The following is a 26,378-nucleotide window of genomic DNA, read 5'->3' on the forward strand; positions in this document are numbered from 1 at the left end:
TGTACGGGGTTGACAGTGAGCCAACCGCGTAGCCGTTGATCGGCGGCACGACCATGGGGCGCCAACCGGCGTCCGCGAACAGGACCGGCCAGGTCCACCACAGCGAGCGCTTCAGCCACGACCAGGAAGGCGGATGACGATGACGCCCCCGCACAACTATCTCGCGGTGATTAAAGTCGTCGGCATCGGTGGCGGCGGTGTAAACGCCGTGAATCGGATGATCGAGGTCGGGCTCAAAGGCGTCGAGTTCATCGCGGTGAACACCGACGCACAGGCCCTCCTGATGTCGGATGCCGACGTCAAGCTCGATATCGGCCGTGAGCTGACGCGCGGACTGGGTGCCGGTGCGGCACCTGATGTCGGCTATCAGGCGGCCGACGACCACAAGGACGAGATCGAGGAGGTCCTCAAGGGCGCCGACATGGTCTTCGTCACCGCCGGTGAGGGTGGTGGGACCGGGACCGGCGGCGCTCCGGTGATCGCCTCCGTCGCGCGCAAACTGGGTGCGCTGACCATCGGTGTGGTCACCCGTCCGTTCTCCTTCGAGGGCAAGCGCAGGGCGTCCCAGGCCGAACAGGGGATAAAGGACCTGCGTGACGAGTGCGACACGCTGATCGTCATCCCGAACGACCGGCTGCTGCAGCTCGGCGACATCGGCGTGAGCCTGATGGACGCCTTCCGGTCCGCCGACGAGGTGCTGCTTTCCGGTGTTCAGGGCATTACGGACCTGATCACCACCCCCGGTCTGATCAACCTGGACTTCGCCGACGTGAAAAGCGTCATGTCGGACGCTGGCAGTGCCCTGATGGGGATCGGTTCGGCCAGAGGGGAAGGCAGAGCGGTGGAGGCCGCTCAGAAGGCGATCAACTCCCCGCTGCTCGAGGCTTCGATGGAGGGTGCCCACGGTGTTCTGCTGGCCATCGCGGGTGGTTCCGATCTCGGACTGTTCGAGATCAACGAGTCCGCCTCGTTGGTGCAGGAGTCCGCGCACCCGGAGGCGAACATCATCTTCGGTACGGTCATCGACGACTCCCTCGGGGACGAGGTCAGAGTGACCGTGATCGCGGCGGGCTTCGACGCCGGAGCGCCCACCCACAAGAAGCTGGATCCGGACAAGGTCGGGTCCCGCGACGAGTCCGAGGACTCGGTCGTGGGGAAGGGGCAGGTGGTCGACGGCCAGGCGGAGCCGGTTCAGCAGCAGGAGGACGCTCCGCAGCAGGTCTCCGGTCAGCAGGTCTCCGGGCAGCCCCCCGGCGTCGGTGAGCAGGCGGGTCGCACCGAACCCGTCGGGGACGAGCGGCCCCGTCGTCCTTCGACGCAGGAGGAGTCCGCGCAGTACCCCGGGGAGTCCGAACGGACGAGCGTGCTCGGCAACGCACGTGGTCCGACGCCCTCCGGAGGGGACAGCGGAGCCGCCGTTCCCGACGCCGAGCGTTCGGAGCAGCACTTCGGGACGAGTGAACAGCGTGCCGGGCAGCACGGGGCCGGCCCCATCGGCAACGACGGATCCACGATCTCCGGGGAACAGCCGGGCGGGGGTGCGCAGGGGCGGTCCACGGGCGGCTATCCGGCGAACCCCACCGCGAACCCCGCCGCGAACCCCGCTGCGAACTCCACCGGCTTCGGTGGTTCGCTGCTCGGGCGTTCGCGTAACCAGAACGACGACGACAACGACGACGAGGTGGACATCCCCCCGTTCATGCGGCGGTGATCCGCTGACCGGTGCTTTCCTGCCGAGTCGTCGGTTGGCTCGGGGCTTTCCACCCCGAGCGGTCGGCACCGCCGCGGGGTCTTCCGTGGTCTCTCGCGAGGACGGTCCCGACGTTGTGTGGAACAGCTCCCCGATGTCGGGGCAACCGCTCGCGAGGCCGCGGGAGGTTTCGCCGAGTGAGCCTCCACGACAAGGGTGAGTGGAAAACCTCGATGAGGTGCCCTTCCGTCGAGTGGGTGCGGGACAATGTCGGTGAGAGCGCCGTGGTCGTCGAACGGCGCCTCGCGTGGAGTTCCGAGCGCTCGGGGAGGGCTTTTCTTGCTGATACGTCGTGTCGTCACGACTCGTGAGGGCGGGTATTCTCGTCCGCCGTTCGATTCGTTCAACCTCGGGGGACGTGTCGGCGACGATCCCGACGCGCTGGCGGCGAACCAAGCCAAATTGGCCCGGGGAATCGGGATCGACGAGCATCGCTTCGTGTGGATGGAACAGGTCCACGGCAGAACCGCCACGGTGGTGGACGGCCCTCGTGACGAGCCTGTGGAGGTCACGGACGCACTGGTGACCGCGGTTCCCCGGCTTCCGCTGGTGGTGTTGACCGCGGACTGCGTCCCGGTGCTGCTCGGTGATCCGGTCAGTGGGGTGGTCGGGGCCGTGCACGCGGGACGCGTGGGGGCGCGTGTCGGAGTGCTCGTCTCCGCGCTGCGCGAGATGGTCGCCGCGGGCGCGCGGATCGATCGTGTCGAGGCGCTGCTCGGACCGGCGGCCTGCGGCGAGTGCTACGAGGTTCCCGCCGAGATGCGTGACGATGTCGAGCGGGTGCTGCCGGGCAGCTCGACCAAGACCCGCAGCGGCACCCCGGGGCTCGATCTGCGTGCGGGGTTGTGGGAGCAGCTGGCCGATGCCGGAGTGGGCAGGATCGGTCAGGATCCGCGCTGCACCATCGAATCCTCCGAACTGTTCAGTCATCGGCGGGACGGAGAGCGCACGGGCAGGCTCGCGGCGGTCGTGTGGTCCGAATCGGAGGGACAGCAGTGAGTGACGCGGTTGCCGAGCGGCGTCGTGCCGAACTCGCCGAGGCCTTGGAGGAGACGAGGGCACGGATCGCCCGGGCGTGCGCGTCCGCGGGGCGGTCCACCGACGAGGTGGAGCTGCTCGCGGTGACCAAGACTTTCCCCGCGAGCGATGCGGCGTTGCTCGCCGATCTCGGGGTGCTCGATCTCGCGGAGAACAAGGAGCAGGAGGCGCGGCCCAAGACCGAGGAGTTCGCCCGGTTGCGTCCCGACTCCGGGACTCGTTGGCACATGGTGGGTCAGCTGCAGCGGAACAAGGCCCGTTCGGTGGCCCGCTGGGCGGACGTCGTGGAGTCGGTGGACAGCAGGCGTCTTGCCGAGGCTCTGCAGCGTGCCGTCGGCAACGCCCTGGAGTCCGGGGAGCGTTCGCGCCCGCTGGACGTGTTGCTGCAGGTGAATCTGGAGCAGCGTGCCGATCGTGGTGGCTGCTCTCCCGAAGAACTACCCGAACTGGCGGAGATCGTCACTCGGATGTGTGAGATTCGACTCCGTGGTGTTATGGGCGTTGCTCCGTTGGGCGAAGATCCCAATGTGGCGTTCGCCACCCTTTCGGAGATTTCCGGGCGGCTCCGACGGGACTTCCCCGAAGCTCGGGACTTGTCGGCGGGAATGAGCGGGGACCTGGAGAGTGCGATAGCCCACGGTTCGACCCGTGTGCGTGTCGGAACGGCACTGCTCGGCGGTCGCCGGTTAGTCTCGCCGTGAGCCACCAAGCGGGTCGAAGGTCTGCCGTCGCTGTACCTTTCGCGGAGGAAGGGGCTTGCCGATGAGTAAGCTACACAAGCTGAAGGCGTACTTCGGTATGGTCCCGGCCGAAGAAGTCGACGAGTATGACGAAGCGCGGGATGGTTACGCGTCGGACTACGACGAGTACGACGCGCCCGAGGACCGTATCGGCGGTAGCCGCCGGTTCCCCGGGGCGCGCGGCGCTTCTCAGGACGAGGAACAAGAGAATGAGCATGACGAGCAGCCACGTCCCCGGCCCCCCCGCGGGCGTAGGCAGTGGTCGAGCGACGCCCCGGTACGTGGCTCCTTGGCCGTTGATCCGAACCTGGAGCAGACTCCACGGTTGCGCGCGGTGACCGACACGGGCAGTCACTACAGTCTGAGTAAGATCACCACCCTGCATCCGCGGAGTTACAGCGAGGCGCGGACCATTGGTGAGCAATATCGCGACGGCACTCCGGTGATCATGAACCTGACCGAGATGGACGAGGCGGATGCCAAACGGCTGGTGGACTTCGCCGCCGGATTGGCGTTCGCGATGCGCGGGTCCATCGAAAAGGTGACCAATCGGGTGTTTTTGCTCTCACCCCCCAACGTCGACGTGGCGGCGGAAGACAAACGGCGCCTCGCCGAGGGGGCCTTTTTCAATTATGGGTAAGTGGTGGCAGAGTTGAGCTGTGGAACCGGCCCTGATCGTTCTTTACTATCTACTGTTCTTCTTCTGGTTGCTGCTCATCGCCCGTATCGTGGTGGAGCTCGTGCGCGCGTTCGCTCGCGACTGGCGCCCCGGGGGTGGGGTTGCAATCGTGCTGGAGACCATCTACACAGTGACCGACCCACCCGTACGCTTGTTGCGTCGGGTGATCCCGACGGTCCGGATCGGCAACGTCGGGCTGGACTTGTCCATTATGGTGCTGCTGCTGGTCGTGTATATCTTGATGCGACTGGCTCAACCCGGGTAACGGGGAACCCGGTGACTCGCAGCCGAGGAGTGCGTGAGGTGATCTTGTGGGCCTGACCCCGGCCGACGTCCATAACGTGGCGTTCAGCAAACCTCCGATCGGCAAGCGGGGCTACAACGAGGACGAGGTGGACGCGTTCCTCGATCTCGTTGAAGCCGAGCTTGCGCGGCTCGTGGAGGAAAACGGCGACTTGCGGAATCAGGTCGAGCAGCTGGAGTCGCAGCTGCAGTCCGCTCATTCCGATCTCGACGAGGCGCGCAGCCAGCCCGCTTCGAGCGGGGCGGCGGAGGAGAGCGCCCCGGCCGCGAGCGCGAGCTCCGAGGAACCCCGTAGATTGCAGCCCGTGCCGCCACCGGCGGCTTCCGAGCAGACCTCGCCCGGTGGTGATCAACACGTCCAGGCCGCCAAGGTGCTGGGGCTGGCTCAGGAGATGGCCGACCGGTTGACGGGCGAGGCCAAGACCGAATCCGACAGCATGCTCTCCGAAGCGCGGACCAAGTCCGAGCAGTTGCTCTCGGATGCGCGTACCAAGGCCGACAGCATGGTCAACGACGCGCGGAGCCGGGCCGAGACGATGCTCAACGACGCGCGGAGCCGGGCCGAGACCCTGGAACGTCAGGCCAGGGAGAAGGCCGCGGGTCTGGAACGGGACGCGCAGCACAAGCACGCCGAGGTGATGGGCAACATCACGCAGGAGAAGAACGCGCTCGAGAAGAAGATCGAGACGCTGCGCACTTTCGAACGCGAGTATCGTTCACGTCTGCAGAGCTATCTCGAATCGCAGCTGCGTGAACTCCAGGACCGCGGTTCCGCCGCTCCAACCGAGAGTTCCGGTGGGGCCAGATCCGCGGGGCAACAGCAAAGTGGCGGTTACAACTTCGGTGCGCGGGCGGCGGAAGCCGGCTGATATCGACGGTGACGGGTAGCGCGTGAGCAGCGCGCTGCCCGTTCTGCCGAAGCGTCGCGGTCCCTTCGCGGACCCGTGCTCGGTGTGCCGGGAAAGCGTGGACTTGCGTGTTGGTGATCGTGCTGCTGCTCCTGCTCGTGGCGGCGGGAGTCCTGGTGTTCGCCGTTTCGGCCGGACTCGCGCAGTGGGCGTGGCTTTCGGTTCTGCTGTGCGTGATCGGCGGGATCGTGCTGTTGCTGGCGCGGAGACGGGACCGTGCCCGCGCGGCTGCTTCGGCGAGTCCGCGGCACTCGGGAGGTAATCCGGGACGGACGGGCACCTCCGAGGGGGCGGAAGGGGATTCCGGAGGGGAATCCACCGAAGAACCCGGTGCGGAGTCCGAGCTCTCCGGGCCGGACCGATCGTTGGGTTCGCAGGACGCGCTCGCTGCCGAGCTGGATTCCGACACCGAACCACCGGAGCAGGAGACCGACGCGGCGGACGCCCTGCTGGTGGCCGACTCCACGATCGATGTCCTCGTGATCGACGAGAGACCGCGGTACCACCGTGGCGACTGCACGTGGGCCGGTGAGCGAGCGACCGTGCCGCTTCCCGTCCGTGAGGCGAGGGAGCTCGGTTTCACACCTTGTGCCGTCTGTCGCCCCGATCGCTCGATAGCGGAAGAAGAGCACGCGAAAGAGTGAGTCTTTCGTTTTCGTCGCTCGATCGTTCCGGCAGCGGGGCGCTGCTCCGGTTCTCGGGGCGGGGCTCGGCGACTCCCCGGTTCGGAAACGAGTGGCGCGCTCCCGCTATGCTGGTTGCAACGGCGTCGATCCGGCCATCACCGGGGAGCCTCCGGAAGAACGGGTGGGAGTCCACCTCAGTAGAACCGGACGGGTAGGCCCGTAACAGCCGAGAACGAGTGGCCGCGTTCGTGGAGGAACGTGCGTGGCAAGCGGGGTGGTACCGCGGTACGCGAGTGGCTTTCGCTGAGCACGTCTCGTCGTGTCGTCCCCGTGCGAGCACCGTCCGCCGGTGCTCGGCGCGGAGTAACCACGACACATTCGCGAGGAGCGCATCCGCGATGGCTTACCCGAAGGTCCCGTTCAACGGCGCGAGTTCCGACGGCACCGAAGCGGCAGAGCGGACCGGGACGGTGTCCGCACAGCCGTCCTTTCCCGCGATCGAACGCGCGGTGCTGGACTTTTGGGCGCGCGACGATACTTTCCGTGCGAGTGTCCAATCCAGGGATCCCGGAACCGACGGTTCCAACGAGTTCGTCTTCTACGACGGACCCCCTTTCGCCAACGGACTGCCCCACTACGGACACCTGCTGACCGGTTACGTCAAGGACGTGGTCCCGCGGTACAAGACCATGCGCGGCCAACGGGTCGAGCGCAGGTTCGGCTGGGACTGCCACGGTCTCCCCGCCGAGGTGGAGGCGGAGAAGCAACTCGGCATCAACACCAAGTCCGAAATCGAGTCCATGGGGATCGCCGAGTTCAACGAGGCCTGTCGTTCCTCCGTGCTCAACTACACCGACGAGTGGCAGGACTACGTCACCAGGCAGGCACGGTGGGTGGACTTCGCCAACGACTACAAGACGCTGGACCTGGACTACATGGAAAGCGTCATGTGGGCGTTCCGGAACCTCTGGGACAAGGGACTCGTCTACAACGGGTTCCGGGTGCTCTGGTACTGCTGGCGGTGCGAGACACCGCTGTCCAACACCGAGACCAGGATGGACGATGTTTACCGCCAGCGCCAGGACCCGGCGGTGACGGTGGGGCTGAGGCTGCACGCGGAGGGTGCGCCGTTCGACGGCGCCTACGCGCTGGTCTGGACGACCACACCGTGGACACTGCCGTCCAACCTCGCCGCGGCTGTGCACCCCGACATCGAGTACGTGCTGGTGCAGCCCGCCGAGAGCGACCGCCGCTACGTCGTGGCCGCGGACCGGTTGCAGGCCTACTCCCGTGAACTCGGCGAGGACGTGGCCGAGCACGTGCTCGCGCGCTTTTCCGGCAGTGAGCTGCTCGGGGTGGGCTACGACCCTCCGTTCGACTTCTTCCGCGGAAGGCCGAACGCGCACCGCATCCTGGAAGCCGATTACGTGACCACCGAGGACGGTACCGGCCTCGTGCACATCGCTCCGGCCTTCGGCGAGGAGGACAAGACCGTAACCGACGCTGCCGGGATCGATCCGGTGGTCCCCGTGGACGCGCACGGGCGGTTCACCTCCGAGGCCGCCCCCTACGAGGGGCAGCAGGTCTTCGAGGCGAACAAACAGATCATCCGGGATCTCAAGGACTCCGGCCTGCTGCTGCGGCACGAGACCTACGACCACCCGTACCCCCACTGCTGGCGCTGCGACAACGCGCTCATCCAGCGGGCCGTTTCGTCCTGGTTCGTCGCCGTGAGCCGGTTCAAGGACCGGATGGTGGAACTCAACCAGCGGATCGACTGGGTACCGGAACACATCCGGGACGGCCAGTTCGGCAAGTGGTTGGAGAACGCCAGGGACTGGAACATCTCGCGCAACCGCTACTGGGGTTCGCCCATCCCGGTGTGGATGTCCGACGACCCGAACCACCCGCGCACCGACGTCTACGGTTCGCTGGACGAGCTGGAAGCGGACTTCGGGGTTCGGCCCACGAATCTGCACCGCCCGGACATCGACGAGCTGACCCGGCCCAACCCGGACGACCCCACGGGCAGGTCCACCATGCGTCGGGTTCCCGACGTGCTGGACTGCTGGTTCGAGTCCGGGGCCATGCCGTTCGCCCAGGTGCACTACCCGTTCGAGAACGCCGAGTGGTTCGAGCACCACTACCCGGGCGACTTCATCGTGGAGTACAGCGGGCAGACCCGCGGCTGGTTCTACACGCTGCACGTGCTGGCCACCGCGCTGTTCGACCGTCCGGCCTTCTCCCACGTGGTCGCTCACGGCATCGTGCTCGGACACGACGGGCTGAAGATGTCCAAGTCGAAGCGCAACTACCCGGACGTGCGCGAGGTCTTCGAACGCGACGGTTCGGACGCGATGCGTTGGTTCCTGATGTCCAGCCCGGTCCTGCGCGGGGGCGACCTCGTGGTCACGGAGAAGGGCATCCGGGACGCGGTGCGGCAGGCGGTGCTCCCGCTGTGGAACTCCTGGTACTTCCTGGCGTTGTACGCCAATGCCGAGGGACTCGAGGGGAACTGGCGTACCGACGGCCAGCACGTGCTCGACCGGTACGTCTTGGCGAAGACGCGCGAGCTGGTCGAGGACGTGCAGGCGTCCATGGACGCGTTCGACCTGGCCGGATCCTGTGCCTCGGTCCGGGACTTCCTCGAGGTGCTGACCAACTGGTACGTCCGGCGGTCCCGGGACCGCTTCTGGGCGGGCGACCGCGAAGCGATCGACACCCTGCACACGGTGCTGGAGATCACCTGCCGGGTGCTCGCTCCGCTGCTTCCGCTCACGGCCGAGGCGGTTTGGCGCGGGTTGACCGGTGAACGTTCCGTCCACCTGGCGGACTGGCCCTCGGCGGACCAGCTCCCCTCCGACCCGGATCTGGTGCACGCCATGGACAGTGTTCGGAGGGTGTGCTCCACCGCTCTCGGGTTGCGCAAGTCGAACAAGCTCAGGGTGCGGCTCCCGCTGCGGAGGTTGACCGTGGCGCTGCCGCAGGCGGAGGCGTTGCGGCCGTTCGTGGAGCTGATCCGCGACGAGGTCAACGTCAAGAACGTCGAACCGACCACCGATGTGGCCGCGCACGGGCACTTCGAGATCTCGGTCAACGCGCGCGCGGCCGGTCCGCGGCTCGGGGGGGACGTGCAGAAGGTGATCAAGGCCGTCAAGTCCGGGGAGTGGGCGCGTACCTCGAGCGGGAACGTGTCCGCCGCGGGGATCGAGCTGCGTCCGGAGGAGTTCTCCGAGCACCTCGTCTCCACCGATTCCGGAGCGGCCGCCGCGCTGCCGAGCGGTGAGGGACTGGTCGTGCTGGACACGGAGGTCACCACGGAGCTGGCGGCCGAGGGCACGGCCCGCGACGTGATCAGGGTGGCCCAGCAGGCCAGGCGGGACGCCGGGCTGGTGGTCTCGGACCGCATCATCGCCACGGTCGCGGCCCCGGCGGCCGTGCGGGACGCGATCGACGAGCACCGCTCGTTCGTCGCGGGGGAGATCCTGGCCGATTCCGTGGAGTTGACGGAGGAGTCCCCGCAGGGGGCGTTGGTCGGCACGGTGGGGGACAAGGACACCGAGATCGCCGTGTCGGTGGTCAAGTCCGGGTCCTGAGCCCACGGTGGGTGAGGACGAGGCCCGCCTCCCGCCGTCCGGCGACGGTGCGGGCCTCGCCGTCTCCCGCCCCCGTGGAACGTTTCGCGCGAAACGCTCGGAAGTCGTCCTCGGGGGCGGAGGATTCGCTCCGGAGGGAGCTAGCCGGACGGAGCGCTCAGCGCCCGTTGCTCGCTCGGCGGCCCGGGTTCCTCGGCCGAACTCGGGCGTGGCTCCGTGCCGGGCGTTGTCCGCTCAGGCCCCGTGCTCGGAGCGATCGCCGGCCCACTCCGTGTGGAAGACCCCGTCGACGTCGGTGCGGCGGTAGGTGTGCGCGCCGAAGTAGTCCCGCTGCCCCTGGATCAGTGAAGCGGGCAGCCGCTCGGCGCGGACGGTGTCGTAGTAGGCCAGCGCGGCCGACATCCCGGGGACGGGGATCCCGAGGGAGGTCGCGGTGGCCACCACACGTCGCCACGAGTCCTGGGCCTGCTCGAGGGCCTGCCGGAAGTTCTCGTCGCCCAGCAGGCTGGGGAGTTCCGGATTCTGGTCGTAGGCAGCGCGGATGCGGTCGAGGAATTTCGCCCTGATGATGCAGCCACCGCGCCAGATCGTGGCCACCGCTCCGTAGTCGATGTTCCAGTCGTAGGTCTCGCTTCCTGCCCGGATCTGGTTGAAGCCCTGCGCGTAGGCGATGATCTTCGAGGCGTAGAGCGCCTGCTCCACGTCGGCGACGAATCGCTCGGGGTCGGGTTGTTCGGCGGGGGTGGACGGGCCGGGGAGGTTCCTGCCCGCCTGGCGCAGCCGCACCTGCCCGGAGATCGAGCGGGCGAAGACGGCTTCGGCTATGCCGCTGACCGGACTGGCGAGTTCGAGAGCGTTCTGCACGGTCCAGCGACCGGTGCCCTTCTGCTCGGCCTGGTCGAGCACGACGTCCACGAAGGGGCGACCGGTCCGGGGGTCGGTGTGGTCGAGCACCTCGGCGGTGATCCCGATCAGGTAGGACTCCAGACGTCCGCGGTCGAACTCGCGGAAGGTCTCCGCGATCTCGCCCGGTCCGCGGCCGAGGACGCCGCGCAGCAGGTCGTAGGTCTCGGCGATGAGCTGCATGTCGGCGTACTCGATGCCGTTGTGCACCATCTTGACGAAGTGCCCCGCGCCGTTTTCGCCCACGTGAGTGACGCACGGGGTGCCGTCGACGTCGGCCGCGATCGAACGCAGGATCGGTTCCAGCTCGCGATAGGCGCTCGCAGACCCCCCGGGCATGATGCTGGGACCGTGCAGCGCGCCCTCCTCGCCGCCGGAGACCCCGGTCCCGACGAAACGCACGCCCCGTTCGGCCAGGGAGGACTCGCGGCGCAGGGTGTCCTCGAAGTTGGCGTTGCCCGCGTCGACGACGATGTCGTCGTTGTCCAGCATCGGGACCAGTTCCTCGATCACCGCGTCGGTGGGACCTCCCGCCTTGACCATCACCACGATGCGGCGAGGGCGCTCCAGGGAGTCGACCAGTTCGCGCAGCGAGTGGCTCGGCACGAACTCGCCCTCCGAGCCGAACTGCTCGATCAGTTCGTCGGTGCGCTCGCGGTGCCTGTTGTGCACCGCGACGCGGTGGCCGTTGCGAGCGAGGTTGCGCGCCAGGTTGCGGCCCATGACCGCCAGTCCGGTGACGCCGATCTGTGCCTTGTCGCTCATGTGTGCTCCGTTCGTTCCCGTTCCGGATCCGGCAGTTCGGAGATCCCGCCGGGGCAACATCGTCGATCCGGTGGAATGTTCCCCGGACTGACTAGCTCATCCCGGTGCTGTGCGCAGTGCGACAGGGCGCACGCGGTGGATCCGGCCGAAGACGCCGGAACCGACGGTTCGTCAGCGCGCCGTCTCGTCCGCGGGGTCCGCGGCGGGGGCGTCCCGGAGCGAGTGGGGTGAGGGGGCGCCGCGCCATACGGCCGCCAGCTCCTGCGTCGGTAGCCCTAGCGCGTCCCCCAAACCGATGACGGTGCCGAAGGCCGGGGTGGGCAACCGCCCGGATTCGATCTTGCGCAGGGTTTCCGGGGATATGCCGGCGATTCGTGCCACCTCGTGGGGATCGCGCTCGCCTCGGGCGTCCCGGAGTAGGGTGCCGAGCCGTTTCCCCGCCTCGATCTGCTCGGGCGTGAGCGGAAGACGCACCATATTCGCATGGTATGTCCGGTATTGAAATACCAAAAGAAGAGCTTCTGGTATTTTAATACCTGAAGTTCGAACGCGAAGGACAGCTCCTTGAACGAGTTGAAGTCCGCTGCCGAGATCGAGCACATGCGTTCCACGGGGCGGTTCGTGAGCGAAGTGCTGACCGAGCTGGGTGAGAACGCCACAGCGGGGACGAACCTTCTCGAGCTCGAGGAACGCGCTCGTGCGGCTCTTCGTCGTCGTCGTGGAGCGAAGTCCTGCTACTGGGACTACGAGCCCTCGTTCGGTAACGGCCCGTTCCGCGACGTCGTCTGTCTCTCCGTGAACGACGCGGTGCTGCACGGCCTCCCCCGTGACTACGTTCTCGGTGACGGGGACGTGCTGAGCATGGACCTCGCGGTCGAGATCGACGGATGGGTGGCCGATTCGGCTCGTAGCGTCATCGTGGGAACGTCGGCCGAGGAGGACGTTCGTCTCGTGCGGGCCACCGAGGAAGCCCTGGAGGCCGGGATCGCGGCCGCCCGGCCGGACAGCCGGCTGGGGGACGTCTCGGCGGCGATCGGGGCCGTCGCACGCGAGTACGGCTACTCGGTCAACACGGAGTTCGGCGGGCACGGACTGGGGCGGACCACGCACGAGGAACCGCACGTCTCCAACGGGGGAACCAGGGGACGTGGACTGCGCCTGCGTCCCGGGCTGACCATCGCCCTCGATCCCTGGTTCGCCCGCCTGACCGACCGGATCGTCCTCGACGAGGACGGGTGGACGATCCGCTCGGCGGACGGTTCACGCACGGCTCACTCCGAGCGCACCGTGGCGGTCACCGAAGAGGGACCACTGGGGCTGCCCCGGCCCTGACCTCTCGGGAGCGAGACGGAGGCCCCCGGTCCGCGCCGACCGAGCACTCCTCTCGGAACGGGGCCTTCCGCGAGGACTTCGGCGGCGAAGCGGTGCCGCTGCCCCGGACGGGCACGTGGCGACGGCCTGCTGAGTGCGCCGCCACCCGGTCGGGGAGAATGGTCGTGTGAGCGATGAGCGCCGCCGATCCGACTCGACGTCTTCCGGGGAGCACACGGCACGGGCGGGTTCCGCCGGGGCGCGGGAGTCACCCCGCTGGCGGCTGTTGGGGCTGCTGTTCGGGATCTCCCTGGTGCTGCTCGGGCTGGACGTGCTCACCAAGTCGCTGGCGATAGCGCGGCTCGAGGGGCAACCGCCGGTCGAGCTGTTCGGTGGGGCGCTCTACCTGGTGCTCTTCCGCAACCCGGGGGCGGCCTTCAGCATCGCCACCGGACTCACCTGGGTGCTCGCGCTGCTGGCGATAGTGGTGATCGGGGTCATCATCTGGTTCGCGCCGAAGCTGCGTTCGAAGGGATGGGCCGTCGGCATCGGTCTCGTCCTCGGGGGGTCCACCGGCAACCTGGTGGACCGGATCTTCCGGGAACCGGGTCCCCTGCGCGGCCACGTGATCGACTTTCTGTCGGTTCTGGCCCCGGACGGCAGCGTCTGGCCGGTTTTCAACCTGGCCGACTCGGGGATCGTCTGCGGCGGGGTGATCATCGTGCTGTTCGCGCTGCTCGGGTACGACTACGACGGGACCGTGCAGCGGAAGAAGTCCCGGAGCGCGGTGAACCAGGACACGGACGAGCGCGGCCCCGGGGTGGTCGAACGCGAAGACAGCGGTGCGGACTCGGAGCGTTCCGGCGCCACCGATCCGGAGCGCGGTGACGGTGAGGAAAAATCTTGAGTGACCTGCGAACACTGCCTGTTCCGGACGGCCTGGACGGTATGCGGGTCGATTCGGGGCTGGCCAAACTGCTGGGGATGTCCCGCAGCGCGGTCGCCGCGCTGACCGAGTCCGACGACGTGGAGCTGGACGGTTCCCCGGTCGGCAAGTCGGACCGTCTGCTGGCCGGTTCCTGGCTGGAGGTGCGGCTCCCCGAGAGCGAGGAACCGGCCGAGGTGGTCCCCGTTCCGGTCGAGGGACTGACGGTGGTGCACGAGGACGACGACATCGTGGTGGTCAACAAACCCATCGGGGTGGCGGTGCATCCCAGTCCCGGTTGGGAGGGGCCGACCGTGCTGGGTGGACTGGCCGCCGCGGGGATCACGCTCGCGAGCTCCGGGCCGCCGGAGCGGCAGGGAGTGGTTCACCGCCTGGACGCGGGAACCACCGGAGTCATGGTGCTCGCGAAGTCGGACCACGCCTACTCGGTGCTCAAGCGTGCGTTCAAGGAACGCACCGTGGACAAGCACTACCACGCGCTGGTGCAGGGGCATCCCGATCCGAGCAAGGGGACGATCGATGCGCCGATCGACCGCCACCCTCGGCACGACTACAAGTTCGCGGTGGTCGCGGAGGGCAAGCCCAGCGTCACGCACTACGAGATCGTGGAGGCGTTCCGGGCGGCCTCGCTGGTGGACGTGAAGTTGGAGACCGGGCGGACCCATCAGATCCGGGTGCACTTCTCGGCGGTGCGGCATCCCTGCGTCGGGGACCTGACCTACGGGGCCGACCCCGTCCTCGCGCAGCACCTCGGCCTCACGCGCCAGTGGCTGCACGCCTATTCACTGGTCTTCGAACATCCGGCCCACGGCAGGCGGGTCACGTTCGACAGCGCCTACCCCGCCGATCTGCAACACGCTCTGGACGAGCTGCGCGCCCAGGATCACTGATACGTCCCGGTGCTCCCCCGTGCGGGAACCGGAGTTGTCCGCCCGGCCGTTTCGCCTTCGCCGACGGGGGAGTCGTCGCCCGCTTCCACCCGGCGCTGCCGCATGCTCCTGATTCCTTCGACGGTGCCTGCGACCAGAACCGCGAGGGCGATTCCCAGCACGACGCCGAGCAGCGGGTGCTCCCGGAAGGTGATCCCGCCCAGATAGCCGACCACGGTGAAATAGCTCGCCCAGCACAGGCCGCCCACACTGCTGAACCCTGCGAAGGACGGGAGCGGGAAGCGCACGCTGCCCGTGGTCAGTGTCGCCGCGGTGCGGCAGCCGGGGACGAACCTGCAGACGATCAGGACCGAACCGCCGCGCTGGCGCAGCGTCCGCGCGGCCCAGTCGAACGGTTTGCGTTTCCGCGTTCCGGGGCGCATTCGGTCCAGGAGCCGGCTTCCCGCCAACCGTCCGATGCCGTAGGAGACGTGGTCCCCCGTGAGTCCGCCGGCGGCGGCCGCGAGCACGACGAGGGGGAGTTCGGGCTGTCCGGAAGCGGCGAAGACTCCCGAGGTGACGACCAGAGCTTCCCCCGGGATGGTCGGGAAGAACCCGTCGATGGCCACGAACACGTAGATCGCGAGGTAAAGCCATGGTGACCCCATGACGTTCTGCGCGATTTCGACGGCGTCCACGATCACATTCCTGTGGTCCTTTCGGGGATGAGACCGTTCCGACGGTAGCGGTGGACCGTTCCGGCGTCATCGGGGATGTCCCCGACCCCACCCGGACAGCGGTTCGGCACCCGCCGGAGCGGTTCCCCCACCCACGTGGAGGCCCGGCCGTGCCCGAAAGCGCTCCCCGGAGTTCAGAGGTCCGAGATGTCCCAGGTCAGCGAGCTGGGGCCCGGCTCGGGCCGTGGCGACCACTCGACCGTGCTCAACTCGGTGTCCTCGGGGAGCACGAAGACGGTGTGCCCACCGCCCGTCTCGCCGGGGGACACGCCGGAGCTGTGCGGTGGCCGGGAGGACAGCGAGACCGATGCCTTGGAGACGGGTGAGCCCTCCGTGGTGACCAGAACCAGGTTCGCGTCGGGCGACGCGTCGTAAACCGTGGAACCCCGGTTCGTCAGCTCGGTGTGCACGACGACGGCGCGCTCGCCCTCGGCGAGGGTGTGCCCTGCCGCGCTGAACAGGAAGTCGGCGGGATCCACCACTTCGACCAGCAGGATGGAGACCGGCTCCCCGCCGGGGCCGACCCCCTCGAGCTTGGTCCCCACTTTGCCCGACCGGGGGACGGGGGGCTGCTGGGGTGCCGCGTTCCCCGCGGCGTTCGGCTGGTCCGTCCTGGTCCAGGAGGCGGAACCGGGTGGTCCCCACCCTGCGGGGGTACCCGGTGGTCCGCCGGGCGCCCAGCCCGGCGGGGGGCCTTGACCGGGCTGGGCGCCCGGCGGCCACTGCGGCGGTTGTCCCGGGGGCTGGTTCTGCGGAGCCGGGGGCTGCGGCGGTGTCTGCTGGGGCGGAGGTGCTGCGCCCTGCGGTGGTTGCGGCGGTGGGGCGGGTGCCGGGTAGGGGCCGCTCTGCGGTGGATGTGGGCCGCTCGGGCCGCCGTAGACCGGGTGATTACCGCTGTGTTGCCCGGACTGGTGGGGTGGTTGCGGTGGAGGACCCCCCATGACCGGGGTGCCTCCGGTCATGGGCGGGACCGGATGGCTCCCGCTCGGTTGGCCCGGTGCCTGTGGGGTTCCGGGGTACTGCATCGGCTGTGCACCCGCTGTGGCCAGCGCGCTGCGAATTCCGTTCGGGTCGCATTCCACGCCCACCACGAGCGGCAGCCCGGTCGTGGACAGTGCGGCCAGCCGCGCGGCCACGTCCCGCACGTCCATTCCGAGATGAGCGGCGAGTTCGTGCACCGCCGCACGACCTGTTTCGGCGACGGCGTTCAGCAGGTGTACGTCCACGGGATCCGGTCCAGCCACATCCGGCCACGCTACCCGTCTGATCGAGAGCGGTCTCCCCGTGGTGTCGATCCGCTCCTCCGGAACGACCGGGTGATCCGTGGAGGTCGGCCGGTGCGGCCCCTACCGGAAGGGACGACGCGCCAGGGGGACTGCTCCGTTCGCGCGGGCCGCTGGACTAGGCTTGGGACAAGGCGTCCAACCACCTCCCGTCGCAGGAGCGAGGTTGCCGATCGCGCCGGTTTTCCAGCCGGCCGGGTAATCGTTTTTCCCGGTCACAGCATTGATTTGCGTCGTGTTGCTCGCGAAGGGGAGATTCGCCGTGTCCGCCGATTCGTTCGTTCACCTGCACGTGCACACCGAGTACTCGATGTTGGACGGCGCGGCGAAGATGGGGGCCCTGTTCTCCGAGGCCCAACGTCTGGGGATGCCCGCGGTGGCGATGACCGACCACGGCAACATGTTCGGGGCCGACGAGTTCTACCAGCAGGCCAAGAAGGCCGGGATCAAGCCGATCATCGGTATCGAGTCCTACGTCGCTCCGCAGAGCAGGTACCACAAGAAGCCGGTGTTCTGGGGTGAGGCCAAGCAGCGCAGCATCGACGAGTTCGGTGAGGGCGGTGACGTCTCCGGCGCCGGTGCCTACACGCACATGACCATGTGGGCGCGCAACTCGGTCGGGCTGCGCAACCTGTTCACCCTGTCCAGCCGGGCCTCTTTCGAGGGGCAGTACCGCAAACCCAGGATGGACCGCGAGCTGATCTCCGAGTACGCCGAGGGGATCATCGCCACCACCGGATGTCCCTCGGGAGAGGTGCAGACCCGGCTGCGTCTGGGGCAGTACAAGGAGGCCCTGCAGGCGGCCTCCGACTACAAGGACATCTTCGGCGCGGAGAACTTCTTCCTCGAACTGATGGACCACGGGCTGGTCATCGAGCGTTCCGTTCGCGAGAACCTGCTCAAGATCGGCAAGGAGCTGGATCTCAAACCGGTGGCCACCAACGACAGTCACTACGTGACGGTCGACCAGGCCGAGTCGCACGGCGCGCTGCTGTGCGTGCAGTCCGGCAAGACCCTCCACGACGAGAACCGGTTCCAGTTCAACGGCGACGGCTACTACCTCAAGTCCTCCGCGGAGATGCGGGAGTACTGGGACGAGGAGGTCCCCGGGGCGGCGGACAACACGCTGCTGGTGAGCGAGCTGGTCGAGTCCTACGAGGAGGTCTGGACCTACGAGGACCGGATGCCGCGCGTGACGGTCGAGGCGGGCACCACCGAACGGGACGCGCTGGCGGCCGAGGTCGAGCACTACCTGCCGAGCCGTTTCCCCGAAGGTGTCAGCGACGACTACAGGCACCGGCTCCAGCTCGAGATCGACGTGCTGGACACCAAGGGGTACTGCGCCTACTTCCTCGTGGTCGGCGACGTGACCCGTTGGGCGAAGTCGGAGAACATCCACGTCGGCCCCGGACGTGGTTCGGCAGCGGGGTCGCTGCTGGCCTACGTGCTGCACATAACCGATCTGGATCCGATCGCGCACGGGCTGATCTTCGAGCGGTTCCTGAACCCGGAACGTGACTCACCGCCCGACATCGACCTCGACTTCGACGACCGCAGGCGCGACGAGGTGCTGCAGTACGCGAACGACAAGTACGGGCGGGACAAGGTCGCGCAGGTCATCACCTTCGGCAAGATCAAGACCAAGGCGGCGTTGAAGGACGCCGCGCGCGTGCACCACGGCCAGCCGGGCTTCGCCATCGCGGAGAAGATCTCCAAGGCGCTGCCCGCACCGGTCGCGGCCAAGGACATCCCGCTCGAGGGAATCGTCGATCCCGAGCACGAGCGCTACGCGGAGGCGGCCGAGGTGCGCGGGCTGATCGAGAGCGACCAGTCCGTCTCGCAGATCTTCTCCACCGCGCGGGGGCTGGAGGGGCTGATCCGCAACGCGGGCGTGCACGCCTGCGCGGTGATCCTGTCCTCCCAACCCCTCATGGGGACGGTTCCGCTGTGGATGCGCGACGACGGTTCGATCATCACGGGCTGGGACTACCCGAGCTGTGAGGCGATCGGCCTGCTCAAGATGGACTTCCTGGGGCTGTCGAACCTGACGATCCTCGGGGACGCCCTGCAGTCCGTGCGCACCAACCACGACCTGGAAATAGACCTCTCGAAGCTGGCGCTCGACGATCCCAACACCTACGCGTTGCTGGCGCGGGGCGAGAGCCTGGGCGTTTTCCAGCTCGAGGGTGGCGGGATGCGCGAGTTGCTCAAGCGGCTGCGCCCCACCGAGTTCACCGACATCGTCGCGGCCAACGCGCTGTACCGGCCGGGTCCGATGGAGGTCAACGCGCACCTGGACTACGCCGACCGCAAGAACGGCCGCAAACCGATCGAGCCCATCCACCCCGAGCTCGAGGAGCCGTTGCGCGACATCCTGGCCGAGACCTACGGGTTGATCGTCTACCAGGAGCAGATCATGGCCATCGCGCAGAAGGTGGCCGGGTACAGCCTCGGACAAGCGGACATCCTGCGCCGCGCCATGGGCAAGAAGAAGAAGGCGGTGCTGGACGAGGAGTTCGTCCGGTTCCACTCCGGCATGTCGGGCAACGGTTACAGCGAGGAAGCGATCAACGCGCTGTGGACCACGGTTCTGCCGTTCGCCGGTTACGCGTTCAACAAGTCCCACGCGGCGGGTTACGCCCTGGTGGCCTACTGGACCGCCTATCTGAAGGCCAACTACCCCGCCGAGTACATGGCCGCGCTGCTCACGGCCAACGGTGACAACAAGGACAAGATGGCCGTCTACCTTTCCGAGTGCCGCCGGATGGACGTGCGGGTGCTCTCGCCGGACGTCAACGACTCCAGGGACACGTTCACCGCTGTCGGCAGGGACGTGCGTTTCGGGCTCAGCGCGGTGCGCAACGTCGGTTCCAACGTGGTCTCCTCGATCTGCCGGGTGCGCGAGGAGCAGGGGCGCTACGCCTCGTTCCGCGACTTCCTGGACAAGTCCGAGACGCTCGCCTGCAACAAGCGCGTCGTCGAGTCGTTGATCAAGGCCGGTGCGTTCGACTCGCTCGGACACACCAGGATGGGGCTGACCGAACAGCACGAGTCCGCCGTGGACGCGGTGCTGGCCCTGAAGCGCCAGCAGGCCGCCGGGCAGTTCGACCTGTTCGGCCCCGCTTCGAGCGATGACGCGGCCTCGGAGAGCTCCCCGCTGGCACACCTGACCTTCTCCGACGAGGAGTGGCCGCGCAAGCAGTTGCTGGCCTACGAGCGGGAGATGCTGGGGCTCTACGTCTCGGCGCACCCGTTGGACGGGGCGCACAAGTTGCTCGCTCCGTACCAGGACACCGGGATCGCGGAGCTGGTCGGCGGGGAGCGTTCCTCCTCCGGAGGCAAGGACGGCAAGGAGCCGCAGGTCCGTATCGCGGGGATGATCTCCGGAATCCAGCGTAAGCTCAACAAGAACGGTCAGCCCTGGGCGATCGCGACGTTGGAGGACCTGGACGCCAGTGTGGAGGTCCTGTTCTTCCCCAAGGCCTACGAGGTGTTCTCCGAGACCCTGGTGGAGGACACGGCCATAGCCGTGAAGGGCAGGATCAACGAGCGGGAGGGCGCGATCAGCGTCTTCGCCTCGGACGCGGTGCCGATCGACATCTCCGCCGCCGAGACAGCCCCGGGAAGCAGCCCGGCCTTCGTGCTGCGGATCCCGGCGACGAAGGTGGACCGTCCCCTGGTGCACGAACTCAAGCGGACGCTGCGCGCTCATTCCGGTGACGTTCCGGTGCAGGTCAAGCTGCAGGGAATCCGGGGAGTGACCCGGTTGGCCCTGTCCAGCGACTACTGCGTCAACACCGAGAACGGGCTGCAGGGCGAGCTGAAGGGGCTGCTCGGCGCGAGCTGCTTCGAGTCGGCGCAGTGAGTTCTCGGCAGCGGTGACGGAGCGGTTCGTTCGGGTCGGCTGTTCGCCCCCGGAGCGCGGGAGCCGGCAGTGCTCCCGACGGGCGCTCGGGGCGCCGGGCGACTCCGGCGTCCCGAGTTCGTGCCAGCTCCGCTGAGTGTGGGATGACAACCCCGGTCTAAACGGTGTTAACTGACGGTGGCCACTCGTTTACCGGAAAGGTTGTCATGACCGCGTCACAGCAGTGCCCGCACGCCGCCACCACGGTGCTCGACGACGAGTTCCTGCAGGACCCGCACGTGCAGTACGCGCGTATGCGGGAGAACGACCCCACTCGACGAGTGACGACCATAACCGGGATGCCGGTCTGGTTGATCACCCGTTACGCGGAGGCCAAGGCCGCTCTCACGGATCAGCGGTTGACCAAGGACTACCGGGGTATACGGAGCGTGCTGGATCGCAAGACCGAAGAAGGGGCGGACAGTGCCAACTTCGGGGAGTCGATACAGGCTCACATGCTGAACATGGATCCGCCCGACCACACCAGACTGCGCAAGCTGGTGGTCAAGGCCTTCACCGCGCGGAGGGTGGAGGCACTGCGTCCCCGCATAGAGCAGATAACCGGCGAGCTGCTCGACCGGTTGGCGGTTCGTGATTCCGCCGGCGAGACCGAAGTGGACCTGCTGGACGAGTTCGCCTTTCCACTTCCCATCCGGGTGATCTGCGAACTGCTCGGCATCCCGGAGGATCGCAGGCAGGACTTCCGCGTGTGGTCCAACACGCTCGTATCGGGCGAGGATCCGCGGGCGTCCGAACAGGCGGCCCTGGCCATGTCCGAGTACCTGCTCGAACTGATCGAGCGGAAACGCGAGAGCCCGGGCGACGACCTGCTCGCCGGTTTGATCGAGGCGAGCGACGAGAGCGACCGGCTGAGCGGCAACGAGCTGGTCGCCATGGTCTTCCTGCTGCTCGTGGCCGGGCACGAGACGACGGTCAACCTGATAGGCAACGGCGTGCTGGCGCTGCTGGACAACGACGAGGAGCACGAGAAACTGCGTGCCGATCCGACGCGGGCCGCGAAGGTGGTCGAGGAGGCGCTGCGTTTCGACGGGCCGGTCAACCTCGCGACCCTGCGGTTCACGAGCGAACCGGTGCGGGTGGGCGAAGTGGACATCCCCGAGGGCGAACTGGTCCTGGTGGCGTTGTCCTCGGCGAACAGGGACGACGAGAAGTTCCCCGAACCGCACCGGTTCGACCAGGACAGGGCCACCGGCGGGCACCTGGCGTTCGGACACGGCATCCACTTCTGCGTGGGAGCACCGCTGGCCCGCATGGAGGGCGAGATCGCGCTGCGGCAGTTGGCCGAACGTTTCCCGAACATCGCGCTCGACGTCCCGAGGGAGAACCTGCGCTACCGGTTCAGCACGCTCATGCGCGGTCTCGAGCGATTGCCGGTGCGACTGTCCTGAACGAGGTCTTCCCGGCTCGGTTCGGGCGGCGGTGCCGACTGCTCGGGCGAACTTCCCGGCACCGCCCGCGCCGAAAGCGCCGTGCCGTTCGTCGGCACGACGGGAAGGCATCGGCGCGGAGCCCGGACGAGGAGTGCCGGAGCTGCCGGGCGGCGCCGGTCGGGAAGCGGACCGCGCCGCCCGGCTCTCTGCGGTGCCTGTCGTCGCCGCGGGAACACGCCCCTCCGGGCGGAGTCGGAGTACGCGAGCGCGGCCCCCTCAGCGGCGTGCGATCACGGTGTACGGGCCGACCCGGCGCGTGACGAAAGCGGGGTCCCGGAACAAATCGGCGTCGAACACCACGGGGTAGTTGTGCACATTGGGCTGGCGGGGAAACGCGTCGGCCTTCAGGGTCACCGAGTACTCGCCCTCCGGTGGATTGACCCGGTCGGCGTCGTCGAGGATCTTCGGCACGTGCACTTCCTTCCCGTCCGAGTGGTGCCGTACGACGAACACCTCGGGAGCTTCGAAATCGGCGTTCCGGAGCATGCGGGACAGCTCGTCGCTGCTCGCGGCGTTCGACCACCTCCGTATCTCGGCCGCACGACGCTCGTACTCGGCCAGTGGGTTGGCGTAGTGCGGGGTTTCCTGCTGAAAGCCCCAGTAGGGGTGGTAGGAGAGCAGGTCGTAGTTCGTGGTGAGCAGGATGTTGTGCTGTGGCGGGTCGTGCGTGAGCTCGTTGATCGTCGAGTTCAGCTCGTCCAGCCAGGCACCCGGTTCACCGGTTTCCGCTTCGGCCAGCGCGTTGTTCCCGTTCGGGTAGTAGTCGTTGTACGCGGCCTTCTTCTCCGAGCTCAGCCCCGATGACATCTCGTGCTGGAGCACGGCCAGCGATCCGGTGACCGCGATGACAACGGCGAACACCGTCAACTGCGTCGCGTGACGCATCGAGAGCTTCCGGCGTAGGTACCTGACCAGCTCGACGAGCCCCAGCGTTCCCGCGACGGCCAGCGCGCTTTCCAGGACCACTTGCAGTCGGAAGGCCAGCAGCGTCGTCTCCGCCAGCAGAGCCAGCGTGGACAGTCCGAACCAGACGTAAACCGCGGCGGTCACGGTGAGCAGTGCCTGGGCGATGCGGCTCGTCGTCGTGCGTATGACCAACCACACGAGGCCGCTGAGGCAGAGCAGGCCGAACGGCTTCGGATCCGTCATCGGCAGTGGGAGGAAGGCGCTGCCCTCCGGAAGGTAGTGCTGGGCGGCACTGCGCTGGAACAACCCGCCTGCCAGCAGGAAGGGCAGCCACACCACCAGGGCTATCACCCCGCTGGTGATCCCGATCGGCAGCAGCCGCAGGAAGAGCTCACGTACGGTCCCGCCCACGGAGGAGCCGCGCCGGACCCGGAGCGTTCCGATGACCACCGCCATGGAAACCGTGAGCAGCACGCTGAAACCGAAGTGCAGCGTGTAGGTGATCGCGGCGAAACCGGTGAACACGCCGATGCCGAGCAGCGCCCCGCGTGGTGCGCGCGGTCGTGCGGACAACGTGCGCCAGGTCAACACCGCTATCGGAGCCAACCAGGCGGCCGAGGGCCAGGCGTAGGGTTCGAGCAGGCCGTGCCGGGTCCCGGCGAGAATGGTGGCCAGCGCGGCGAGCAGGGCCAGCTTGCGCGGCAGGCTGAGGCTCCACAGCGTGAAAGCCACGACTCCGGCCACGGCTATCCAGGCCACCGCGTACGGTTTGTACGCGGCCCAGCCCTCCCAGCCGATCAGGTTGGCGAAGCGGCCGCCCAGCCAGAACCATCCCGAGGGGTAGTACGGGGGGATGTTGGCGTAGTTCATGTCCGCGGGGACCAGGTTCTCCGCCATCCGGGTCATGTACTGCATCCGGAAGGCGTTGTCGCCGCCGGAACCGCCGTAGTAGAAGCGCGTCCCCTGCAGCGGGAGGGCGAGAGCGAGGGTGCTCAGCGTCGTCAGCGTGATCCAGACGCCGCCGAGCCGCAGCCATCTCGCCCTCGGGAACCAGCGGCCGCGAACCACCGCGCCGAAGACGAGGACGAGCAGCACGGTCGTGCCGAACACCGCCAGCGCCTCGGGGCCGTTGCTCGGTTCGACGATCCCGAGCCGGGCGACCCCGAACTGCAACACGATACTCAGCGCAGCCGCCGTCACCGTGCCGAGCAGCAGCTCGGTGATCGTCTGGCCGGCGGGTAATCTCGAAGCCGAGATCACGTGGTCGCGTTGGGCTCTGCCCGGTCCGGTCGGCGTGGGGTTTGGCAAGGCTTCCGCCACTTTCGTCCGCGAATTCGATGATGACTGTGCACGAAGAATAATCGACGTACGTACGGGTAGGCTCTTGCGGACCCGACAGCGCGGGTGTAGGGGCCGAGCGTCGGCACGAAAAGGAGGGTCCGTGTCGGAGGAACCGGAGGACGACCCCGTTTCCGCTGAAGGTTCCACAGTGGAAACGGTGGAGGACGAGCCGCGGAGGAAGCCGGGAGTGGTGGTCAAGGCCGACCTGCTGCCCGCGTTGAGCGTGCTCTGCCTGGTGGCCTTGCTGGGGTTCCCTCTCGGATGGATCTGGGCGCGGCTGGCTCCGCCGCAGGAGAGCACCCTGAACGCGGACGGTGAGCTGGTACCGGTGCTGGTGGAGAGCTACCACGAGTTCGACGGCTTGGCCATCTTCCTGCTCGTCAGCCTGTCCGCGGGTGTGCTGACCGCGGCGGCGCTCTGGTTGCTGCGTGGCCGCAGGGGGCCGGTGCTGCTGATCGCCGCGGTGGTGGGCTCGTTGCTGGCCGGATGGCTCGGTACCCGGATGGGCACTTCCTTCGCGGCCGGGCTGTACCCGATGCCGCAGCGGGTGAGGCGGGGAGACGTCGTCGAGGTCGCTCCCGGGATCGACACGCCGGCCGCTTGGTTGACCCAACCGTTGGCGGTGGCGTTCGTCTACGGGTTGTTGGCCTCGTGGAACGGTTTGGACAGTCTCGGCAGGCACCGTGACTGACGGGGGTTTTCCGGTGCGGAGGTGATCTCCGGCTCGGCCGAGCTGCCTCCGTCGGCGAGCTCGGCCGAGCCGGGTGGCGGAAGGGCTAGCCGTCCCGCTCGAGGGATTTCGATCTCCGCAGGCGGAGCCGGTTCACGAGGTCCGCCGGTTTCGAGGGCCGTCGGGCCGGTTCGGGGAGTCTTCCCGCGACGGCGTCGTCGAGCAGGGTGCCGACCGTTTCCTTGGCGCACGTCCTGTTGGTGCCGATCCCCCCGGAAGGACCACGTTTGATCCAGCCCACGACGTAGTTGCCGGGACTGCCTTCCACGCGCCCACCGGAGTGCGGGACGGTTCCGCTCCGCTCGTCGAAGGGCAGGCCGGGCACCGGTTTCCCGTGGTACCCGATCGCCCGGATCACCAGCCCGGTGGGTATTTCGGCGGCCTCCGGGTGGCCGGTGGTGCGCAGCGCGTGCACCCGCGTGTCACCGAGGAGCGCTTCGGGCGCGGAGCCGAACCGGAACACGATGCGCCGTCGTTCGGGGTCGGGTGCGGCGGACCAGTCGACTTCCTCCCGGTCGACGTCTCGCAACAACCCCGCCTTCTCCTCGGCGGAGGCCGCGTCCATGGTCTGTTCGATCCGGGGGTCGTGCGTGTCCACCACGAGCTCGACATCGTCCCGCTGGGTGAGGGCGAGCAGCTCCGGTTTGGTGTAGGAGGCGTGTTCCGGGCCGCGTCGCCCGAGCAGCACCACCTCGCGGACCCTGCTCGAACGCAGCTGGCGCAGGGCCTGCCGCGAGATGGACGTGTTCTCCAGCTCGCTCGGGTCGGTGGTCAGGATCCTGGCCACGTCCAGCGCGACGTTGCCGTTGCCGACCACGACCACTCGCTCGGCCGACAGGTCGATCGCGTCCCCCGCGACCTCCGGATGGCCGTTGTACCAGGCCACCGCTGTGGTCGCTGCCACGCTGCCGGGCAGCTCCTCGCCCGGGACGTCGAGCGTGCGGGCGGCGGAGGCACCGACCGCGTAGATCACCGCGTCGTGTCGTGCGGACAGTTCCGCAGCGGAGACCTCGTCGCCGACCTCGACTCCCAGGCGCATGCGCAGCCGTGGGTGGTCGTGGAACCGGGCGAACGTTTCCCCGATCTTCCGTGTGGAGGGGTGGTCCGGTGCGACGCCGTACCGCACGAGCCCTCCCGCGACGGGAAGCCGGTCGATGAGGGTGACCCGGGAGTTGGTGTGCAGCAGCAGATCCTCGACGGCGTACATGCCGGCCGGGCCGGTACCCACCACGGCGACGTCCAGCGGAGCGAAGTCGCTGGGGATGTCGCGGTCGAACACCGGAGGTGCCCACTCGTGGAAGTTGGGGGAGGAGGTCCCGGTGTCGGTGGAGGGCTTCCGGTCCGCGTAGTACTCGGCGTTGACCTCCGCGTACGCCTTGAGGGGCCCGGTGAGCTTGTCCACCGGGAAGACGGCGTCGACCGGGCACGCGTCCGCACAGGCTCCGCAGTCTATGCAGGTTCGCGGGTCGACGTAGAGCATCTCGGTCTTGCCGAAGTCCGGCTCGCCCGGCGTCGGGTGGATGCAGTTGACCGGGCACGCCGCCACACAGGAGGCGTCCGTGCAGCAGGTTTGGGTGATCGCGTAGGCCATG

At 68.0% G+C, this 26,378-nt stretch carries 20 protein-coding genes; 14 read left to right on the top strand and 6 right to left on the bottom strand.

Features of this window, described 5'->3' with window-relative positions:
* Positions 1-139: 139 nt before the first annotated feature.
* The 8 genes from ftsZ (at position 140) to ileS (ending at position 9,640) form a co-directional block, all read left to right on the top strand.
* A complete protein-coding gene (ftsZ, locus tag FHR84_RS06520; protein WP_179534882.1) occupies positions 140-1,711 on the top strand; it encodes a cell division protein FtsZ in 1,572 nt (523 codons plus the stop codon).
* Positions 1,712-2,029: 318 nt separating this feature from the next.
* Positions 2,030-2,749: a peptidoglycan editing factor PgeF gene (gene pgeF / locus FHR84_RS06525; protein ID WP_179534568.1), complete on the top strand. Its 720-nt coding sequence runs from the start codon at positions 2,030-2,032 to the stop codon at positions 2,747-2,749.
* Positions 2,746-3,489 (top strand): YggS family pyridoxal phosphate-dependent enzyme, encoded by a 744-nt coding sequence (locus tag FHR84_RS06530; protein ID WP_179534569.1) that lies wholly within the window; start codon positions 2,746-2,748, stop codon positions 3,487-3,489. The genes pgeF and FHR84_RS06530 overlap by 4 nt, the downstream gene beginning before the upstream one ends.
* A gap of 61 nt (positions 3,490-3,550) precedes the next feature.
* Positions 3,551-4,168, top strand: coding sequence for a cell division protein SepF (locus tag FHR84_RS06535; protein WP_179534570.1), 618 nt, complete (start codon positions 3,551-3,553; stop codon positions 4,166-4,168).
* A 19-nt stretch (positions 4,169-4,187) separates the two neighbouring features.
* A complete protein-coding gene (locus FHR84_RS06540; RefSeq protein ID WP_175455020.1) occupies positions 4,188-4,472 on the top strand; it encodes a YggT family protein in 285 nt (94 codons plus the stop codon).
* Between the two features lie 46 nt (positions 4,473-4,518).
* Positions 4,519-5,379, top strand: a complete 861-nt coding sequence (gene wag31 / locus FHR84_RS06545) for a DivIVA-like cell division protein Wag31 (protein WP_179534571.1) — start codon at positions 4,519-4,521, stop codon at positions 5,377-5,379.
* Between the two features lie 107 nt (positions 5,380-5,486).
* On the top strand, positions 5,487-6,062 hold the full coding sequence (locus FHR84_RS06550) for a hypothetical protein (RefSeq protein ID WP_179534572.1): 576 nt from the start codon (positions 5,487-5,489) through the stop codon (positions 6,060-6,062).
* Positions 6,063-6,442: 380 nt separating this feature from the next.
* Complete coding sequence (gene ileS / locus FHR84_RS06555; RefSeq protein WP_179534573.1) at positions 6,443-9,640, top strand: isoleucine--tRNA ligase; 3,198 nt, start codon at positions 6,443-6,445, stop codon at positions 9,638-9,640.
* A 234-nt stretch (positions 9,641-9,874) separates the two neighbouring features.
* On the opposite strand, the gene gndA is transcribed toward ileS, so the two are convergent.
* Positions 9,875-11,308, bottom strand: a complete 1,434-nt coding sequence (gene gndA / locus FHR84_RS06560; RefSeq protein WP_179534574.1) for an NADP-dependent phosphogluconate dehydrogenase — start codon at positions 11,306-11,308, stop codon at positions 9,875-9,877.
* Between the two features lie 171 nt (positions 11,309-11,479).
* Complete coding sequence (locus FHR84_RS06565; RefSeq protein ID WP_179534575.1) at positions 11,480-11,785, bottom strand: helix-turn-helix domain-containing protein; 306 nt, start codon at positions 11,783-11,785, stop codon at positions 11,480-11,482.
* An 87-nt stretch (positions 11,786-11,872) separates the two neighbouring features.
* Between FHR84_RS06565 and map the strand changes: the two genes are divergently transcribed.
* From map to FHR84_RS06580, 3 genes are all read left to right on the top strand, one after another.
* Positions 11,873-12,640: a type I methionyl aminopeptidase gene (gene map / locus FHR84_RS06570; RefSeq protein ID WP_179534576.1), complete on the top strand. Its 768-nt coding sequence runs from the start codon at positions 11,873-11,875 to the stop codon at positions 12,638-12,640.
* A 166-nt stretch (positions 12,641-12,806) separates the two neighbouring features.
* A complete protein-coding gene (gene lspA / locus FHR84_RS06575) occupies positions 12,807-13,526 on the top strand; it encodes a signal peptidase II (RefSeq protein ID WP_179534577.1) in 720 nt (239 codons plus the stop codon).
* Positions 13,523-14,455 carry an RluA family pseudouridine synthase gene (locus tag FHR84_RS06580; protein WP_218862297.1) on the top strand — a complete coding sequence of 311 codons (933 nt, stop codon included), beginning with the start codon at positions 13,523-13,525 and terminating at the stop codon, positions 14,453-14,455. Before lspA ends, FHR84_RS06580 begins: the two co-directional genes overlap by 4 nt.
* Here the strand turns inward: FHR84_RS06580 and FHR84_RS06585 are convergent.
* Positions 14,449-15,132: a DedA family protein gene (locus FHR84_RS06585; protein WP_343075176.1), complete on the bottom strand. Its 684-nt coding sequence runs from the start codon at positions 15,130-15,132 to the stop codon at positions 14,449-14,451. The two genes, FHR84_RS06580 and FHR84_RS06585, sit on opposite strands and share 7 nt — an antisense overlap.
* Positions 15,133-15,305: 173 nt before the next feature.
* Positions 15,306-16,415, bottom strand: coding sequence for an AsnC family protein (locus FHR84_RS06590; RefSeq protein ID WP_179534579.1), 1,110 nt, complete (start codon positions 16,413-16,415; stop codon positions 15,306-15,308).
* Between the two features lie 301 nt (positions 16,416-16,716).
* Between FHR84_RS06590 and dnaE the strand changes: the two genes are divergently transcribed.
* Positions 16,717-20,319 (top strand): DNA polymerase III subunit alpha, encoded by a 3,603-nt coding sequence (gene dnaE / locus FHR84_RS06595; RefSeq protein WP_179534580.1) that lies wholly within the window; start codon positions 16,717-16,719, stop codon positions 20,317-20,319.
* 206 nt (positions 20,320-20,525) lie between these two features.
* Positions 20,526-21,767 carry a cytochrome P450 family protein gene (locus FHR84_RS06600; RefSeq protein WP_179534581.1) on the top strand — a complete coding sequence of 414 codons (1,242 nt, stop codon included), beginning with the start codon at positions 20,526-20,528 and terminating at the stop codon, positions 21,765-21,767.
* Positions 21,768-22,025: 258 nt separating this feature from the next.
* On the opposite strand, the gene FHR84_RS06605 is transcribed toward FHR84_RS06600, so the two are convergent.
* The gene (locus tag FHR84_RS06605; RefSeq protein WP_218862298.1) at positions 22,026-24,023 is read right to left on the bottom strand and encodes an arabinofuranosyltransferase; all 1,998 of its coding nucleotides are present in this window, start codon (positions 24,021-24,023) and stop codon (positions 22,026-22,028) included.
* Between the two features lie 133 nt (positions 24,024-24,156).
* Between FHR84_RS06605 and FHR84_RS06610 the strand changes: the two genes are divergently transcribed.
* A complete protein-coding gene (locus FHR84_RS06610; protein WP_179534583.1) occupies positions 24,157-24,747 on the top strand; it encodes a DUF2567 domain-containing protein in 591 nt (196 codons plus the stop codon).
* Between the two features lie 85 nt (positions 24,748-24,832).
* Here the strand turns inward: FHR84_RS06610 and FHR84_RS06615 are convergent, their stop codons facing one another.
* Entirely contained in the window at positions 24,833-26,377 is a 1,545-nt protein-coding gene (locus FHR84_RS06615) for an FAD-dependent oxidoreductase (RefSeq protein WP_179534584.1), read from the bottom strand.
* Position 26,378: the final 1 nt, after the last annotated feature.

Origin of the sequence: Actinopolyspora biskrensis (assembly GCF_013408175.1) — a bacterium.
Lineage (GTDB): Bacteria > Actinomycetota > Actinomycetes > Mycobacteriales > Pseudonocardiaceae > Actinopolyspora > Actinopolyspora biskrensis.